Here is a 17,735-nt window from a genome sequence, read left to right as displayed (position 1 = left end):
CCGGCTACCGCTGCGCCGTTCCGCCGTCCTCGGGCAGCGGAACGGCCAGCACCGCCAGGAAACGGTCCAGGAACTGCCCGTATGCGGCGACCATGTCCACCCGATCGGGTTCGAGCAGCCACTGCACCTGGAGGCCGTCCATCGCGGCCAGCATCAACTCGGCGCAGTGCTCGGCGTCCACGTCGGCGGCGATGTCGCCGTCGTCCCGGGCCTGGGCCAGGTGCCGCGTGGCGATCTCGCGCGCGATCCGGTAGCGCTCGACGAAGTACGTGTGCGCCGGATGCGCGGGATCGGTGGCCTGTACCGACAACGTGGCGAACAGCCGGATCAGCAGCGGTTGCCGGGCGTTGAGCGCGACCACGTCCCGGCTCGCCCGCACCCAGGCGATCCCGGAGACGTCGACCTGCTCGTCCGGGGTGAGCGTCAATTCGTCCTTGTACCGCAGCACGGCCGTGAGCAGGTCCTCCTTCGACGCGAAGTGGTGACGCAGCCCGGTATGGGACAGGCCCACCTGGGCGGCGATCTCGCGCAGCGACACCGCGTCGTACCCGCGCGTGGCGAAGACCTCCAGGGCCGCGTGCACGATCTCCTGCCGTCGTGCGACTCCTCGCGCGTACGGGCCCCGCGCCCCCGTGCGATCCGACATCGGTCCGGCTCCCCTCGTGAAAGCATTCCAGCTGGAATGTATTGAATGTAGTGTGCCCCTCGTGTCGCAGGCCAACGGTCATGATGACCGCACCCACCCCTTGCCCCCGGTCGCGACGGCGTACGGCGCCGCCGCGTCACCCGAAATCGACGTCCCACCCCCGCCGCGCGTGCCGGATCGGCGTGAACCGGATCCCCGCGCGCCGGAAGCCCGGGCCCGGGAGTCGGACCCGCCGGCGCCGGGCTCGGACCCGGATGCGCCGGTCTCCGATGCGCCGGCTTTCGATCCGAATGCGCAGGTCTCCGACCCGCACGCGCGGATCGAGGCCGCGCTCGCGGAACTGGATCTGGAACGCAAGGTCCGACTGCTCACCGGCTCGGGATTCTGGCGCACCGCCGCCGAACCGGCGATCGGACTGCGCGAGATGGTGCTGTGCGACGGCCCGGCGGGCGTGCGCGGCGAACGTTTCGACGAGCGTGAGCCGTCCGCCTCCCTGCCCTGCCCGACCGCGCTCGCCGCCTCCTGGGACGAGGACCTGGTCGAGCGGGTCGGCACGCTGCTCGCCGGCGAGGCGCGCCGCAAGGGGGTGGACGTCGTGCTCGGCCCCACCGTCAACCTCCAGCGCAGCCCGTACGCCGGGCGGCACTTCGAGTGCTACTCGGAGGACCCGCTGCTGTCCGGACGGATCGGCGCGGCACTGGTGCGCGGCGTGCAGTCGGGCGGCGTGGCGGCCACGGTCAAGCACTACACCGCCAACGACTCGGAGACGGAGCGCTACTCGGTCGACGTGCGCATGTCCGAGCGGGCGCTGCACGAGGTGCACCTGGCCGCGTTCGAGGAGATCGTGCGCGCGGGCGGCGTCTGGGCGCTGATGGCCGCGTACAACTCGGTCGACGGCGTGACGATGACGGAAAGCCCGCTGCTGGACACGCCGTTGCGCACCGAGTGGGGCTTCGACGGGCTGGTCGTCTCGGACTGGTTCGCGACCCGCTCGACCGAGGGCGCCGGGCGGGCGGGCCTGGACCTGGCGATGCCGGGCCCGGGTCCGGACCAGCCCTGGGGCGCCGCCCTGGTGGCGGCGGTCCGCGACGGTCGGGTGCCGGAGCGGGCGGTGGACGACAAGGTGCGGCACCTGCTGCTCCTCGCCTCCCGGGTCGGCGCGCTCGACGGCGTACGACCGACCCCGCCCGCGCCGGCCCCCGCGCCGGAGCCGGCCGCGCTGCTGCGCGAGGCCGCCGCGGCCGGCATCGTACTGCTGCGCGATACCGGTACGGCGCTGCCGCTGGATCCGGGCCGGGTGCGCCGGGTGGCGGTGCTCGGACCCAACGCGGACACGCCGCGGATCCAGGGCGGCGGCAGCGCGACGGTGATCCCGCCGTACACGATCGGCCCGCTCGCGGGATTGCGGGCCGCGCTCGGGCCCGAGGTGCGGGTGGAGCACGCCGTCGGCGCGCGGATCCGACACCGCCTGCCGGCGGTCACCGAGGCCGAGGTGCGCGACCCGGGGTCGGGCGCACGTGGACTGCGGGTGCGCTTCCTGGGCCCGGACGGCACCGTGCTGCACGAGGAACTGCGGGGCGGCGGACGGCTGTTGTGGCTGGACGATCCGATCGTGGCGCAGGCCGTGGCGATCGAGGCGGCCGGCGTCCTGGAGGTCGGCGAGGACGGGCCACATCGCATCGGGGTCGCGGGAGTCGGCCGTTTCCGGCTGGCCGCGGACGACGTCGTGGTGGTGGACGAGGACCTGGTCACCGACGACCCGCTCGGCGGCATCCTGACCCCGCCCGAGCGGTGGGCCGAACTGGACCTGAAGGCCGGCCAGGAGGTCGAGCTGCGGTTGCGCCACGAGTTCGCGTTGGAACGCCCGGGCACCGGGTTCGTCCTGGGCGTCGACCCGCCGGCGGCGCACGAGAACGAGGACCTGGCGCACGCGGTCGCGGTCGCGGCCGACGCCGAGGTGGCGATCGTGGTGGTGGGCAGCACCGAGGAGAGCGACAGCGAGGGCCGCGACCGCATCCACCTGTCCCTGCCGGGCCGGCAGGACGAGTTGATCCGCCGGGTGGCCGAGGTCAACCCGAACACGGTCGTGGTGCTCAACAGCGGCTCGCCCGTCCTGCTGCCGTGGCGGTCGGAGGTCGCGGCGATCCTGGTCGGCTGGTTCCCCGGCCAGGAGTTCGGCGCGGCGCTGGCCGACGTCCTGCTCGGGCGGGTCGAGCCGGGCGGCCGACTCCCGGTGACCTGGCCCGCGTACGAGGACGACCCGGCGGTGTTGACCACCACGCCGATCGCGGGCCGCCTCGACTACACCGAGGGCATCCACATCGGCCACCGCGGCTGGGCCCGAGCAGGCGCAACCCCGGCCTACCCGTTCGGACACGGCCTCGGCTGGACCACCTGGACCCACGTAGGAGTCGAAACACTCCCGTCAGGCCCGGACTTCGTGGCCAGGGTAACGGTCCGCAACACCGGCGACCGCCCCGGCCGCCACCTCATCCAGGCCTACCTGAGCCGCCCCGACAGCACCGTCGAACGCCCGGTGTCCTGGCTGGCGTCCTACACCCACGCCACCGCCGACCCCGACACGGAGACCACAGTCGACCTACACATCCCGTCCCGAGCCTTCCAACACTGGGAACCGGGCAAGGGCCCCCAAACCGAACCGGGCACATACACCCTGCACATCGGCACCTCCAGCACCAACCTCCCCCTCACCACACCCCTGACAGTCCCCACCCCCAGCCTCACAACCACCCCGACCCAACCCGCCCCCTGACCACGGACGAGCCGAGCAGGGACGGGCCGGGCTGAGCCGACCCGGGGCAGGCCGGACCGAGTGCACTCGGCCCACAAAACCCAGCCCGCCCGACGCTCGAGAACACCGGGCGAAGGACGGAACGGACCAGGTCCGGCCGGGCTCCGAAACGTTCGGACCGCGTAATCCGGCCCGGCCGGCGTTCGAGGACACTCGGCCGAAGGCCGGGTCGGATCGGCCGGCGGCCGGGGCGCGCGGGCCCTTCGGGGTAGCCGGTCGTTCCCCACCCGGGGAAACCGACGGCGACCCGTCGGACGACGCCTCCACGCGGCCGCGCGGCAAGGGTGGAGTCCCGCCGCCCGAACCCGAGCCCGAAGGTCGTCGTGGTCCTCCCCTTCCCGCCCGTCCCCGATCCGGCCCCGTCCGCACGGCCGTTGCACCTCCGGCCCACATGGGCACCAGGCGCGGCGGCCGTGTCGGCGACGGTGTACGCCGCCGTCCGGGCGACGCGGGCGGCAACCGGCACGGCCGTGCCCTGAAAGGCCCACTCCGCCCGGCGGCGGCCCGATACGCCCTCGCACTGGTAGCCCTGCTCGCCGCCGGCGCGGGCGTGGAAAGCGCGACCGGCCTGGCACACGTCCTGCTCGGCACGTCCTCACCACCACACTCGCCCGCACCGCCCTGGTTCCGATCGGTCAAGCCGTCGGCGGCGGTCCCGATTCCGCCAACTGGCGGTCCGCTGCCGCCTGGATGGCGTCCTTGTCGCCGATCTCCACGTCCGGGATCGCGTCGGGCAGTACGTCCTCCATGCGACTCAGTGGCCGGTACGCCAGCCCCAACAGGCCCCAGACGCCCAGGGTCAGACCGACCAGGACCAGCAACAGACCCGTACCGCGCCCCGGTCCCGTGCCCAGGATCGGCCCCAGCGACCCGGCGAGCGCACCGTCGGAGCGCAGCAGCGGCTCGAACACCCGGTCCGCCAGCGGCCCGGCGGTGACGAAGCCCAGCGGCATCATGGACATCGCCAACATCTGATTGGTGGCCAGTACCCGGCCCTGCAACTCCATCCCGACCTTGGTCTGGATCAGCGCCATCCAATGCGAGTTGAGGATCATCAGCGCCGCCCACAACACGAACAGCCCGACCGCGACGAAGACCGGCTCGGGCCGGCTGCCCGCGAACACCGCGGCCATGCCGACCACCGAGGTGAAGCCGATCATCCCGGTGGCCCGCCGCGCGGTACCGCCCCACAGGGCCATCACCAGCGCGCCGAGCACCGCGCCGATCCCGCCGACCGCGGTGACCACGCCCAGCGTCACCGCCGAACCGTCGGCCAACACCATCGGCGTCACCAGCACGGTCGCCACCGCGAAGAGGTAGTTGAACACCACGAAGAAGACCACCATCGCGACCAGTCCGCGCCGCCGCACGATGTAGCGCCAGCCCGTCACCACCTCGCGCAGCAGCGGTTCCTCGCGCTTTTCGAACAGCGTGTTCGGGAAGCGCACCCGCAGCAGTACGGTCACCCCGACCAGGAACGTCGCCATGTCGAACAACACCACACCGTGCAGCCCGACCGCCGCGACCAGTACGCCGCCGGCGAGGGCAGCGAGCATGTCGCCCGATCCGGCGCCCAGTTGGGCCAGCCCGTTGGCCTGGCCGAGGTAGCGCTTGGGCACCAGTTGGGCGATCGCCGCGATATAGGCGGGCCGTTGGAAGGCATTGCAGACCGAGCCGACGCAGGCGACCACGTATACGTGCCACAGGTCGAGATATCCGGTCCACAGCAGCACGCCGAGCGAGAGCATCGCCGCGGCGGCCGCGGTATCGGTGACGATCATGATCCGCCGCCGGTCCATCCGGTCCGCCACCGCCCCGGCGATCGGCAGCAGCAGCACCGCGGGCAGCACCGCCGCCACCGAGATCATCGCGAAGTCGAAGGCGGATCCGGTCCGGAGGTAGACCCAGACGCCGAGCGCGAACGTGGACAGCGCGGTGCCGATCATCGACACGAACTGCCCGCCGGCCACCTTGGCGAAGGTGGCCAGATCCGGCCGGGCCGCCGCCGGTCGCGCCGCCGGGAGTTCGGCCGTAGGCGGCGGTCCGGCCGCCCACCGGCCGAGCAGTCGGGCCAACTCGCCCGCCTGGTGCTTGAGGAAGTAGTGGCCGGCCCTCGGGATCACCGCGAGTTCGACACGCGGGCCGAAGTGCTCCCATTCCGCGTAGCGTTCCTCATACAGCAGGGTCGCCCGATCCTTGTCGCCCACCACGCACAGGATCGGCGCGGCCACCGGCACGGGCCGCTCGTCGCCGTAGGCGCGGGTGTAGAAGTCCTCCGCCTGGCGCACGTCGTGCCGCAACGCCCGGATCAGGAACCGCTGTTCGGCCTCGTCGTAGACATCGGTGAAGCCGCCCATCGCCCGCAGGTAGTCGAGGTAGGCCCGGTCGGACAACATGCGGTCGCCGGGCAGCCGCTCGGCCACCCACGCGGCGAGCCGACCCGGGAGCCGCGCGGCCGGGAAGGTGCCCCCGAGCGCCAGGCCGCGCAGTTCGGCGCCGGCCGCCTCCAGGCGCGCGGCCAGGGCGGTGGCCAACGCGCCGCCCAGGCAGTGCCCGTAGAGCAGGATCGGTCCCTGGATCCGGGCGACGATCTGCGCGGCCAACCGGTCCGCCAGGGCGTCCAGTTGCTCCGGCTCGTCGTCGGGCCGGCCCGGATCGTGTCCCGGCAGTTCCACCGCGTACAGCCGGTGCCCGGCCGGCAGCGCGTCGGCGAGCGGTTGGAAGGTGATCGGGCTGCCGCCGCCGTACGGAACGCAGACCAGGGACAACGTGGTCGGACCGGTGTCCCGGGTGAGCCGGTGCAGCAGCGAACGATCGCCCTCGTCGGGCTCGGGGCCGGCGGCCCGGCGGTCGATCAGGGCGGCGAGTTCGCCCACCACGGGGTGCTGGAACAGGTCGATGATGGATAGACCCCGGCCGATCGCACGCACCGCACGGACGGCGGAGAAGCTGTCCCCGCCCAGGGCGAAGAAGTCGTCCCCGGCGCCGAGGTCGGTGATGCCGAGTACGTCGGCGAAGGTCGCGGCCACGGCCTGTTCGGTGGCGGTCACCGGTTCGACGCGGGTGTCCGGGGCAGGTGCGAGGTCGGGTTCGGGCAGCGCCGCGCGGTCCACCTTGCCATTGGGGGTCAGGGGCAGCGCGGGCAGCACCTCGACCGCCGAGGGGACCATGTAATCGGGCAGGCGGGTGCGCACGGCGGCGCGAATCGTGGCGCCGTCGAGGGCGGGTCGGCCGTCCGGCGCGGCGGGTTCGACGACCACGTAGCCCACCAGCTTGCGGGCGGCGCCCTCGCCGCGGGCCACCACGACCGCCTCGCGTACGCCGGGCAGGGCGCCGAGCTCGGCTTCCACCTCGCCGATCTCGACCCGGAAGCCGCGGATCTTGACCTGGTGGTCGGCTCGGCCCAGAAACTCGATCCGGCCGTCGGGGCGCCGCCGGACCAGGTCGCCGGTGCGGTACGCACGCGACCCGTCGAGGTCGACGAAACGCTCCGCGGTCGACGCGGCCGAGCCGAGATAGCCCCGGGCGACCCCGGCGCCGGTCACGTACAACTCACCCGGCACGCCCACCGGAAGCGGTCGGCGCAGCGGGTCGAGCACATGCGCGCCGACGTTGCCGAACGGCAGCCCCAACGGCGCGCTCGCCGCGCCGGCGGGCACCTCGGTGACGGGTGTGCCGAGCATCGAGACGGTGGTCTCGGTCGGCCCGTAGTGGTTGTGCACGGTCAACTCCGGCCGCGCCGCCCGGATCCGGTCGAGCAGTTCGGCGCGGAGCGGCTCCCCCGCGCAGATCAGCAGTTCGCGCGGCAGCGCGTCGGCGAACCGGTCGCCGCCTGCGGCCAGTCCCTCCAGGTGGCTGGGGACCAGCTTCATCGCATCGATGCGATGTGCCGTCAGATATGCGGCGAACGCGTCGGGGTCGGTGGCCTGGTCCCGGGTGAGCAGGTGCAGGCAGCCGCCCGAGGTGAGCGCGCCGAACACGTTCGTCGTGCCGAGGTCGGCGGCGAAGGTGGACACCAGCGCCCAGTTCCACGGCCGGCCGTCGGCCGCCCGACCGGGCCGTATTCGCTCGCGCAGCCCGAACAGGTAGTTGAGATAGTTGCGGTGCTCGACCGCCACCGCCTTGGGCGTGCCGGTGGAGCCGGAGGTGAACAGCACGTAGCACAGATCCGTGGCGGCAACCGGCGACGAGACGGACGGGACCGGGACCGGGTCGGCGGGGGCGACCGGGTCGGGGGCGACGACCGGCAGGACGTCGCCGACGCGGGTGTGCAGATCGGCGGTGGCGACCACGGCGACGGCGTCGGCGGCGCCGAGGAGCGTGCGGATGCGGTCGTCGGGGTAGAGCGGGTCCAGCGGCAGATAGGCGCCGCCGGCCTTGAGAATGCCGAGCATGCCGACGATCAGCGCGGCCGAACGCTCGACGAACAGCCCGACGACGCGGTTCGGGCCGACCCCCAAGGCGGTCAACCGTCGAGCCAACGCGGCGGCGCGGGAGTCGAGTTCGGCGTAGGTGAGCGTCTCGTCGCTGCCTCGGACGGCCGGCCGCTCCGGGGTGGCGCGGGCCTGGTCCTCGATCAGGCCGTGCAGGGTGCCGGCGGTGTCCCACGCGCGTGCGGTGTCGTTCCATCCGGCGAGCGCGCTCTCCTCGGCGGCGGTGAGCAACGGCAGTTCGGCCACCGGCCGTTCCGGATCGGCCGCCATCGCGTCCAGGACGGTGGCGAGGTGGCCGAAGGTGCGCCGGATGGTGGACTCGTCGTAGAGCGCGCTGCGCCAGACCAGGTCGGCGCGCAACTCGTCGGCGGTGCCGGTGTCGAGCACGGCGATCGCCAGGTCGAACTTCGCGGCGCCGGTGTAGGTGTCGCGCCATTCGACCTCGACGCCGGGCAGCGTGGGCTGCACGGAGGTCTGGTTGTGCACGTTGAGCAGTACCTGGAACAGCGGTGTGTAGGCGAGTTCGCGACCGAGGTCGAGCGCGTCGACGAGTCGGTCGAAGGGCAGTTCCTGGCGGGCGAACGCGGCGAGGGTCCCCTCCCGGACCCGGCCGAGCAGTTCGCGCACGCTCGGTTCGCCCGACAGATCGGTGCGCATCGCGAGGGTGTTGACGAAGCAGCCGATCAGGTCGTCGGTGCTGCGGTGCGTACGTCCGGCCACCGGGCTGCCGACGGTCACGTCGGTGCCGCCGCTGTACCGGGCGAGCACCACTTGGAGGGCGGTCAGCAACACCATGTACGTGGTGGTGCCGGTGCGTTCGGCCAGGGCCCGGACGCGGCGCGAGCGGTCGGCGCCGAAGGCGACCTGGATGCGCTCGCCCGTGGTGTCGGCCACGGCGGGACGCGGGCGGTCGGTCGGGACGGTGATCGTGGCGGCTGCGCCGCGCAGCCGGTCCAGCCACCAGGCGCGCTGCCGGTCGAGTTCGGCGGCGAGAGTGGTCTCCTGGCGGTAGGCGACATCGGCGTACTGGACCGGCAGGGGCGGCACACCGGGTGCGCGGCCGGCGAGGCGGGCGGTGTACGCGGCGGTCAGCTCGCGGAACAGCACGCCCACCGACCAGGCGTCGGCCGCGATGTGGTGCAGCACCACGCTCAGTACGCAGCGGTCGTCGGAGCGTAACAGGGCGGCCCGGATCGGCAGTTCCTCGGCCAGGGCGAAGGGTTGCCGGGCCTCGGCGGCGAGCCGGTCCGGTACGTCCGGCTCCGGCAGGTCGACGACGGGCATCGCGAACCGGTCGACGTCCACGACGGTGGGCAGCACGTGGCCGTCCACGCTGGGGTACACCGTGCGCAGCACCTCGTGCCGGGCCACCACGTCGGTCAGCGCGGCACCGAGCGCGCCCTCGTCGGGGCGGCCGGTCAGGCGCAGCACAAGCGGCATGTTGTAGGCGGCGCCGTCGGGTTCGTACTGGGCCAGGAACCACATCCGGCGTTGCGCGGCGGACAGCGGCGTGGGTACGTCGGCGGGCCTGGGGGTCAACTCGGCCCGGGGTGTGGTGGACCGGGCCCGGGCCAGCCGGCGGCGCAGGTGTTCGCGGCGGGCGCGCTCCGGGTCCCGGTCGGGGTCGGGGCGCGTGGTCAGGATCTCCTCGGAATCGGTCATCGTACGTCCCCCGCGGTCGGGGCGGGGTAGGGGGTCGGGCCGGTGTGCTCGACGACGTCCACGCCCGCGTCGAACTCTTCGGGGTCCTCCGGTTCGGCCATCAGGATGTCCTCGATCCGGCGGGCCATCGCGGCCAGGCTCGGCGCCTCGAAGACCACGCGCAGCGGGAAGGTGATCTCGAAGCGCTCCTCGACCATGGCCGCCATGCGCAGTGCCTGGAGCGAGTTGCCGCCCAGGCCCAGGAACCGGTCGTCGCGGCCGATGCGGGCCGGCCCGAGCAGTTCGTGCCAGATCTCGGCCAGGATCTCCTCGCAGTCGCCCTCGGGGGGCGCGCCGCTGCCGCCGGGACGCGGCTCGGGCAGGGCCTTGCGGTCGATTTTCCCGGCGGGGGTCAGCGGCAGCGCGTCGAGTGGGATCAGCACGCCGGGGATCAGGTGGCGGGGCAGTCGTTCGGCCAGCGCGGCGGTCAACTCGGCGGCCGTGAACGGGGTTTCCGAGACGACGTAGCCGACCAGGGTGGGCCCGGCGGGTGCGTCCCAGACGCTCGCGACGGCGGCGTTCACCTCGGGCAGCGCGGTCAACCCCGCCTCCACTTCGCCCAGTTCGATCCGGAAGCCGCGCAGCTTGACCTGGTGATCGGCCCGCCCGTGGAATTCGAGCGAGCCGTCGCGGCGCCGGCAGGCGATGTCGCCTGTGCGGTACATCAGCGCGCCGGGCGGCCCGAACGGGTCGTGGACGAAGCGTTCCGCGGTGGTCTCGGCGTTGCCGAGGTAGCCCAGCGCGACACCGGCGCCGGCGATGCACAACTCGCCGGGCGCGTTGACGGGTGCGGGGCGGCCGGCCGAATCCAGTACGTACACCCGGGTGTTGTCGATCGGCGTGCCGATCGGGACCACGCGCAGCGCGGCGTGGGCGCGGTCGGCGCGCAGCAGGGTGGACCAGACCGTGGTCTCGGTCGGGCCATACATGTTCCACACCCGCGCGCAGCGGTCGAGCAGCGCGCCGGCCAGGTCGCCGGTCAGCGCCTCGCCGCCGCAGAGCGCGACCAGGCCGGGGCGGCCGGGCCAGTGGGCCTCCAGGAGCATGCGCCATGTGGCGGGGGTGGCCTGGCACACCGTCACCTCACGGCGATCGAGCCAGTCGGCCAGTCGGCGGCCGTCGGCGCTCGTCTCGCGGTCGGCGATCTCCACTCGGGCGCCGACCACGAGCGGCAACCACAGTTCCAGGGCGGCGATGTCGAAGGTGAGCGTGGTGACGGCGGCCATCGTGTCGGCGGCGGTCAGTCCGGGTTCGCGCGCCATCGAGAGCAGGAAGTTGACGATGGCGCGGTGCGGGACGGCGACCGCCTTGGGCCGGCCGGTGGAGCCGGAGGTGTGGATGAGGTAGGCCGGGTCCTCCGCCTCGATGCCCGGATCCGGCGTGGCGGCGGGGGCCAAACGGACCTCGTCGCCGTCCACGAGGACCACGTCGTAGCCGGGGTCGGCCAACAGCGGCACCCCGGCCGCGTGCGCGCTCTCCCCGACGATCAGGGTGACCTTGGCGTCGTCGAGCAGGGCCCGGTTGCGGGCGATCGGCTGGTCGGTGTCGATCGGCAGGTAGGCGGCGCCGGTGCGCAACACCGCCAGGAGCGCGGCGGGCAGCAGGTGGGTGCGGGGCATGGCGACTGCCACGCGGGTGCCGCGCTCGGCGCCGTAGTAGCGCAGGGTGCGGGCCAGCCGGGCGGCGAGGGCATCGAGTTCGTTGTAGGTGAGGGTGCCGCTCGCGGCGGAAACGGCGATCGCGTCCGGGGTGCGGGCGATCTGCGCGGCGATCAGATCGGGCAGGCACACGTCGGGGCGCGCGGTCGGGGCGGGGTTGGCGCCCTCGACCACTCGCGCGTACTCGGCCGGATCGAGCATGATCGTTTCGGTGATCGGCCGGTCGGGCGCGGCCAGGCCCTCGGCGAGGATCGCCATCAGGTGGTCGACGATCGTCGCGATCGAGGCCTCGTCGTAGCGCCCGGTGCGATACTCCACGGACAGCAGCGGCCCGCTCGCCGGGAACTCGACGAACATCGACAGGTCGGTCTTGGCCCCGCCGTTGCACATCTCTTCCAGGAATTCCAGCGTCAAGCCCGGCAGTTCGACCGCCGCGCCCGGGTGGTTCTGCACCGCGAGCAGCAGTTGGGACACGGGTGTGGAGGTATCGGCGCCGGCCACGCCCGCGAAGCGCAGCTGCTCCAGGTAGGGCAGCGCGCTGTGGTCGAGCGCGTCGAGCACGACGGGGCGCAGCCGGTGCACCAGCTCACGGAAGGAGTCGGTGCCCTCGACCCGGAAGCGCAGCGGCACCGTGTTCAGCAACGGGCCGACCACGTCCTCCAGTTCCGGCAGCGGTCGGACCGCGAACGGGGTGAGTACGGCCTGGTCGGTACGGCCGGTGTAGCGGTTCACGAGGATGCCGAGGGCGGCGAGCATCGCCATGTACAGGCTGGCCCCCTCGCCGGCCGCCCACTCCTCGGCGGCGCGCACGAGGCCGGCGTCGAGGCGGCGGGCGAACCGGGCCCCGCTCGGGTCGAACGGGTCGGCGTGGGTGCGATCGCCCGGGAGGTACTGCTCCGGGCTCAGGTCGGTCAGCCGGCCGGCCCAGCGGCGCGCCTCGTCCTCGTGCGCGTCGGCGTGGCGGCGCTCCCAGGCGGCCACGTCGCGGTACTGGAGCGCGGGTTCGCCGAGCGGCACACCCTGATAGGCCCGGGCCAGGTCGTTCAGGAGCAGCCCGATCGACCAGCCGTCCATCGCGATGTGGTGGATCACGAGCAGCAGTTCATACCGGTCCGGGCCGGTGCGGACGGCGACCGCGCGCAGCAGCCGGCCCTCCGCCCGATCCAGCGGCCGGCGCGCGTACGGGCGCAGCGCCGCCTCCACCTGGGCGGGGTCCGCGTCCGGCAGGTCGAGCAGCGGCACCTCGACCGGGTAGGGGGGTCGAATCTCGGCCACCGCGGCGCCGGCCCGGAACATCAGCGCGGTGCGCAATACCTCGTGCCGACGCACCAATTCGCCCAGGGCCCGACTCAGTTCGACCGGATCGAGCGCGCCGATGGCCCGGATCCGCAGCGGCACGTTGTACAACGCGCTGCCGGGGGCGACCAGTTCGTGCGTGGCGAACTCGCGCTGGACGGTGCCCACCAGGACGGGGGTACGCGGGTCGCGGTACGGCGGTTCGACCAGGGGCCCGGCCGAGCCCGGTTCGGCCCGGTCGACCCGCTCGGCCACGGCGGCGGGGGTGGGCAGGGCGAAGAAGGTGTCGAGCGGGATACGGATCCCGAACTCCCGCTCGACGCGGGCCAGTAGTCCGACGGCCAGGAGCGAGTTGCCGCCGGCGTCGAGGAACGGGTCGTGCACGCCGATGCGGGGCACACCCAGCACGTCGTGGAAGGTCGCCACGACGCGGGTCTCGGTGGGTGTGCGGGGGCCGACGAACTCGGCGGCCACGAAGCGCGATCGGGTCGCCTCGGGCAGCGCCTTGCGGTCGATCTTGCCGTTGAGGGTGAGCGGCAGCTCCGGGAGGAGGGAGACGGCGTCCGGGAGCATGTAGGCGGGGAGCCGGGTGAGGCAGTGGGCGCGCAGGTCGGCGGGGCCGGCGGCAGGCGTCCCGGCGGCGGGCTGCACGAACGCCGCCAGGAACGGGCCGGCCGCGTCCTCGCGCAGCACCACGGCGGCGGCCTGGACTCCGGGGTGTCCGGTCAACACCGCCTCGATCTCGCCGAGTTCGATCCGGAAGCCACGCAGCTTGACCTGCTGGTCGACCCGACCGTGATATTCCAACGCGCCGTCGGGTCTGCGGCGCACCAGGTCGCCGGTGCGGTAGCGGCGCTCCCCCGCCACCGTGACGAAGCGCTCGGCGGTCAGGTCGGGGCGGCCGTGATACCCCTGCGCGAGGCCGTCGCCCGCGAGGTACAGCTCGCCCAACTCGCCGGCCGCGGCGGGTTCGCCGTCCTCGGCGTGTACGTGGGCGGTGGTGCCGGGGATCGGTACGCCGATCAGCGGCTCGGCCCGGTCGGTGCGGTCCACCACGGCCCAGGTGGAGTACACGGTGTCCTCGGTCGGCCCGTACAGGTTGTACAGATACTCGACCTGCGGGCACGCGTACACCTGGTCCGCGACCCGCCGCGACAGCGCCTCGCCGACCAGGTTGATCGTACGAACTCCGGCCGGCAGTCCGGGACCGCGCAGCAGCGCGGCCATCGCGCTGGGCACGGTGTTGATCAGGGTGACCTCGTCCCGCGCGGGCGCGTCGGCCAGCGCGAGCACGTTCTCCACGAGGATCACCGTGCCGCCGACGGCGAGCGGGAAGAACAGTTCGTAGACGGAGATGTCGAAGCACACCGAGGTGGAGCACAACACCCCGCGGACCTGGTCGGGCCGATAGGTGTCGGCCGCCCAGCGCAACATCGCCACGACCCCGCGGTGGGTCACCCGGACGCCCTTGGGCCGGCCGGTGGAGCCGGAGGTGTAGAGCACGTAGGCGAGATCGTCCGGGCCGGTCGCCGCGCGGGCGGGCGTCGGATCGGCGGGCGGCGGGCCGTCGACGTGCACGAGCCTGGTCGCAGCCCCGGCCAGGAGGTGTTCGTGGGCGTGGTCGGTGACCACGACGGGGGCCTGCGAGTCGCCGATCACCCACTCCAGCCGGTCGCGCGGGTACTCGGGGTCGAGCGGTACGTACGCGGCTCCGGCGCGGAGGATCGCGAGCAGGGTGGCGACCAGATGGGGTGTGCGGGGCAGGCAGACCCCGACCAGGGTGCCCCCGGTCACCCCGGCCGCCGCCAGGCGCGCCCCGACCAGATCGGCCTGCTCGCCCAACTCGCGGTAGGAGAGCCGGTGTTCTCCGGCGATCACCGCGATCGAAGCGGGCATGTGCACGATTCGGGCGTCCACCACAGCGGCCAGGGGTGCGGCCGGATCCAGCTCGGGGAATGCGGTTGAACTCATCGACTCTCCTGAAGGTTCCTCATGCCGATTCGTGGTCGGCGACGCAGGCGATGTGCTCCCGGGGAGATCGTGGAGGAAGGATTTGACTGTGCCTAGCACCTGCTCCCCACTACTTCGGGTTGGCCGAAAGCAGCCGTAGCACCGCCACGCCCGGAGGGCTACGAATCGGGTCGAGTCGGACCGCGCCGGCCGACCTCGACGAGAGCAGGTGTACCGCGCCTCGCTTGCGAAACGCTTGGCACGCACCGCAGTTGCGGGTGCGTCGGGGGTGGGAGCGGGGGGCTGCGGCTCCGGAAGATGCGGTTGGGCGGAAGGTCTCGGGGCCGTGCGGGCTCGGGGCTCGAGGGGCTCCGGAGGCCGGGGCCGGGACCGGGGGCCGGGACCGGGGGCGCGGCTGGCCTGGGGGCTCGGGCGGCTCAGGCGACTCGGGCAGACTCGGGTGATTCGGGTGACTCTGGCGGCCCGGGCGGCTCGAGGACTCAGATGGCCCTGGCGGCTCGATAACTCAGGCGGCTCGATAACTCAGATGGCCCGGCTGCTCGGGGGCTCAGGCAGCCCCGGCGGATCGGCGGATGGGCGGATCGGCGGTTCGGGGGATCGGCGGTTCGGGGGCTCGATAACTCAAATGGCCCCGGCGGCTCGAGGACTCACGCAGCCCCGGCGGCCCGGCAGCCCGGCGGATCGGGGGACCGGCGGATCGGCGGTTCGGGGGCCCGGCGGCTCGATAACTCAGATGGCCCCGGCGGCTCGAGGACTCACGCAGCCCCGGGGGCTAGGCGGATGGGCGGATGGGCGGTTTGGGGGCTCGGGTGACTCTGGCGAGCTCCCGGCGGCTCGGGGCTCGGGCAGCTCGGGGCTCGGGGCTCCGGTGGCTCCGGCGGCTCGGGGCTCGGGCGGCTCGGGGCCCGGCGGCTCGGGGCTCGGGCCGCTGGGCGGAACGGAACCTATGTGAATCGATGGGCGGTTTGCCCGGCTGTCGGCTGTCGGACACCCTGCGGAGCCGAGCGTTGGTCCGGGCTTCAGGTGCGTGTGGTCGGCGGTTCGTCGGCGATCCCTACCGTTTCGGGCATGCCTGCACAGACACCCGCGTCACCGTTCCGGCTGCCTCGGCGGCACCGCTCCCGGCTCCGGGCCGGCGCCCTGGGCACCGCCCTGGGCCTGGCCGCGACCGCCGCGCTCGCCGGCGTCTCGGTCGCCGCCTCGACCGACTCGGCCCAGGCCGCGCCCGCCGTCGGCGACGTGGTGGTCTCGGAGGACTTCGGCGGCTCCACGCTGCCCGCCGGTTGGCGCGCGGTCGAGGGCGACTGGAAGGTCGAGAACGGCCGCCTGGTCGGTACGTCCGCCAACTCCGGTCAGCAGAGCCGGATCACCTTCGGCCGACACCTGGAGGACTTCCGCTTCGAGGCGGTCGCCCGCTTCGAGAGCGCCGTCGACGCGGCCCGCTGGACCGCGTTCGGCCTGGACGTACCTGCCACGGGGAACACACCGTGGTCGATCGCCACGATGCGTACCGGCACCACCGCCGGCAACGGCCTCGAATTCGCCCAGCGCACCACCGCCAACGCCTGGAACGTCACCGACACCGGCCCCGCGCCGACCGCCGCCGGCACCGGCCGCGACGTACGGATCGCGGTCGAGGTGCACGGCGCCCGGGCCCGACTGATCGTGGACGGGCGCGAGGCGCTGCGCACCACCCGGGTCCAGCGCTCCGCCGACGGCGGCCAGGCGCTCCTGGTCAACGGCGCACGGGTCTCCTTCGACGACGTCAAGGTCACCACGCTCGCCCCGGAGGCCAACGCCTACCTGCGGGCACCGGGGGCGCCGATGTCGGTCGTCGCGCACCGGGGCGCGTCCTCCGCCGCGCCGGAGAACACGCTGATCTCGGACGAGACCGCCCGCCGGGCCGGCGCCGACTGGATCGAGAACGACGTACAGCCGAGCCTGGACGGCATCCCGCACATCCTGCACGACGACACGGTGAACCGGACCACCGACGGCCAGGGTCGGATCCGCGACCTGACGGCCGCTCAACTCGCGGCCCTGGACGCGGGTTCGTGGTTCTCCCCGCTGCACGCCGGGGCCCGGGTACCGACGCTGCGCGCCCAGTTGGACGACCTTCGCACGCGCGGCGGCAATCTGCTCCTGGAGATCAAGGGCAAGCACACCAAGGACGAAGTGGCCCGCATCATCCGGGACATCAGGGACACCGGGATGAGCGGCCGGGTATTCGTCCAGAGCTTCGAGGTCGACGCGCTCGAATTCACCCACGAGTTGGCGCCCGACCTGCCGCTGGGCCTGCTCCGCAGCGCCCTGGACGCGGACCCGGTCGCCCTGGCCAAGCGCCTCGACCTCAAGGCCTACAACCCCTCGGCCGGCGGCCTGGCCGCCCGCCCCGGAGTGGTCGCCGACCTGCATCGGGCCGGCGTCGCGGTGATGGTCTGGACCGTCGACGACGCCACCGGGTGGAAGACCCTGGAGGCGGGCGGCGTGGACGCGGTGATCACCAACCGCCCGGCCGAACTCGCGGGCTGGAACGCGGCGTGGCGCCAGAACGGCACACCGCCGACGCCGGCCGCCCCGACGGTGCGCATCCTCGCCCCGGCCCCGGGCGCCCGCGTCGAACGTGCGGCCTCCCCGGTGCCGGCGCTCGACACCACCGGCGCCGAGTCGGTGCGGCTCACCCTGGACGGCAAGGATTTCGCGGCGGGCACCCCGATCGACACCACCGCCCTCCCCCTCGGCACACACACCCTGCGCGCCGAAGCCAAGGGCCCCGGCGGCACCACGGCCACGGAATCCACCTTCACGATCACCGCCACGCGTACCGGCCTGGCCCACCTGATCCTGACCTCCGGCGCCGACCGCGTCGCGGTGGCCACCCTGACCACCATGCTCGCCCACGACCAGTACCCCCAGCTGGCCAACTGGGCGGAGAACCAGTCCGGCCGCACCATCCCGGCCCCCAAGGCCCAACAGATCGCCGGCGACGCCCGCGCCCTGCGCTGACGAAAGCCGGACGCCACGGCCACACCACGTCTGCGGTGCACGCGAGATCGCGTCCACCGCAGACGCGGTCGTCCGCGCACCCCGCACCCCGCACCTGAAGTCCCGATCGACTCCGCCAACCGGCAGGGTCCCCGATCGGACCCTGCGGTCGAATCCGGCCAATGCCGTCGCGGCGTCGTGCCCCAGCCCGGCGAGGAACGGTTCGACCGGGC

General features: G+C 73.5%; 5 protein-coding genes. 2 read left to right on the top strand and 3 right to left on the bottom strand.

The annotated features are described in order from the left end of the window. Positions 1-4: 4 nt before the first annotated feature. Positions 5-646: a TetR/AcrR family transcriptional regulator gene (locus B4N89_RS33495; protein ID WP_078980217.1), complete on the bottom strand. Its 642-nt coding sequence runs from the start codon at positions 644-646 to the stop codon at positions 5-7. A 61-nt stretch (positions 647-707) separates the two neighbouring features. On the opposite strand from B4N89_RS33495, the gene B4N89_RS33490 reads away from it, so the two are divergent. After that, entirely contained in the window at positions 708-3,419 is a 2,712-nt protein-coding gene (locus B4N89_RS33490; protein ID WP_235619064.1) for a beta-glucosidase family protein, read from the top strand. 674 nt (positions 3,420-4,093) lie between these two features. On the opposite strand, the gene B4N89_RS33485 is transcribed toward B4N89_RS33490, so the two are convergent. Further along, the gene (locus B4N89_RS33485; RefSeq protein WP_078980216.1) at positions 4,094-9,553 is read right to left on the bottom strand and encodes a non-ribosomal peptide synthetase/MFS transporter; all 5,460 of its coding nucleotides are present in this window, start codon (positions 9,551-9,553) and stop codon (positions 4,094-4,096) included. Next, a complete protein-coding gene (locus tag B4N89_RS33480; RefSeq protein WP_078980215.1) occupies positions 9,550-14,517 on the bottom strand; it encodes a non-ribosomal peptide synthetase in 4,968 nt (1,655 codons plus the stop codon). Before B4N89_RS33480 ends, B4N89_RS33485 begins: the two co-directional genes overlap by 4 nt. A 1,068-nt stretch (positions 14,518-15,585) precedes the next feature. Here B4N89_RS33480 and B4N89_RS33475 point away from each other — a divergent pair. Continuing rightward, complete coding sequence (locus B4N89_RS33475; RefSeq protein WP_078980214.1) at positions 15,586-17,523, top strand: glycerophosphodiester phosphodiesterase; 1,938 nt, start codon at positions 15,586-15,588, stop codon at positions 17,521-17,523. Positions 17,524-17,735 lie beyond the last annotated feature (212 nt).

The organism is Embleya scabrispora (genome assembly GCF_002024165.1).
In the GTDB taxonomy this organism is placed as follows: domain Bacteria; phylum Actinomycetota; class Actinomycetes; order Streptomycetales; family Streptomycetaceae; genus Embleya; species Embleya scabrispora_A.
This window is presented reverse-complemented; position numbering and strand designations above follow the sequence as displayed.

Coding starts and splice junctions, on each gene's coding strand:
- B4N89_RS33480 (WP_078980215.1), bottom strand. CDS start 14,517: ATGAGTTCAACCGCATTCCCCGAGCTGGATCCGGCCGCACCCCTGGCC.
- B4N89_RS33475 (WP_078980214.1), top strand. CDS start 15,586: ATGCCTGCACAGACACCCGCGTCACCGTTCCGGCTGCCTCGGCGGCAC.
- B4N89_RS33495 (WP_078980217.1), bottom strand. CDS start 646: ATGTCGGATCGCACGGGGGCGCGGGGCCCGTACGCGCGAGGAGTCGCA.
- B4N89_RS33485 (WP_078980216.1), bottom strand. CDS start 9,553: ATGACCGATTCCGAGGAGATCCTGACCACGCGCCCCGACCCCGACCGG.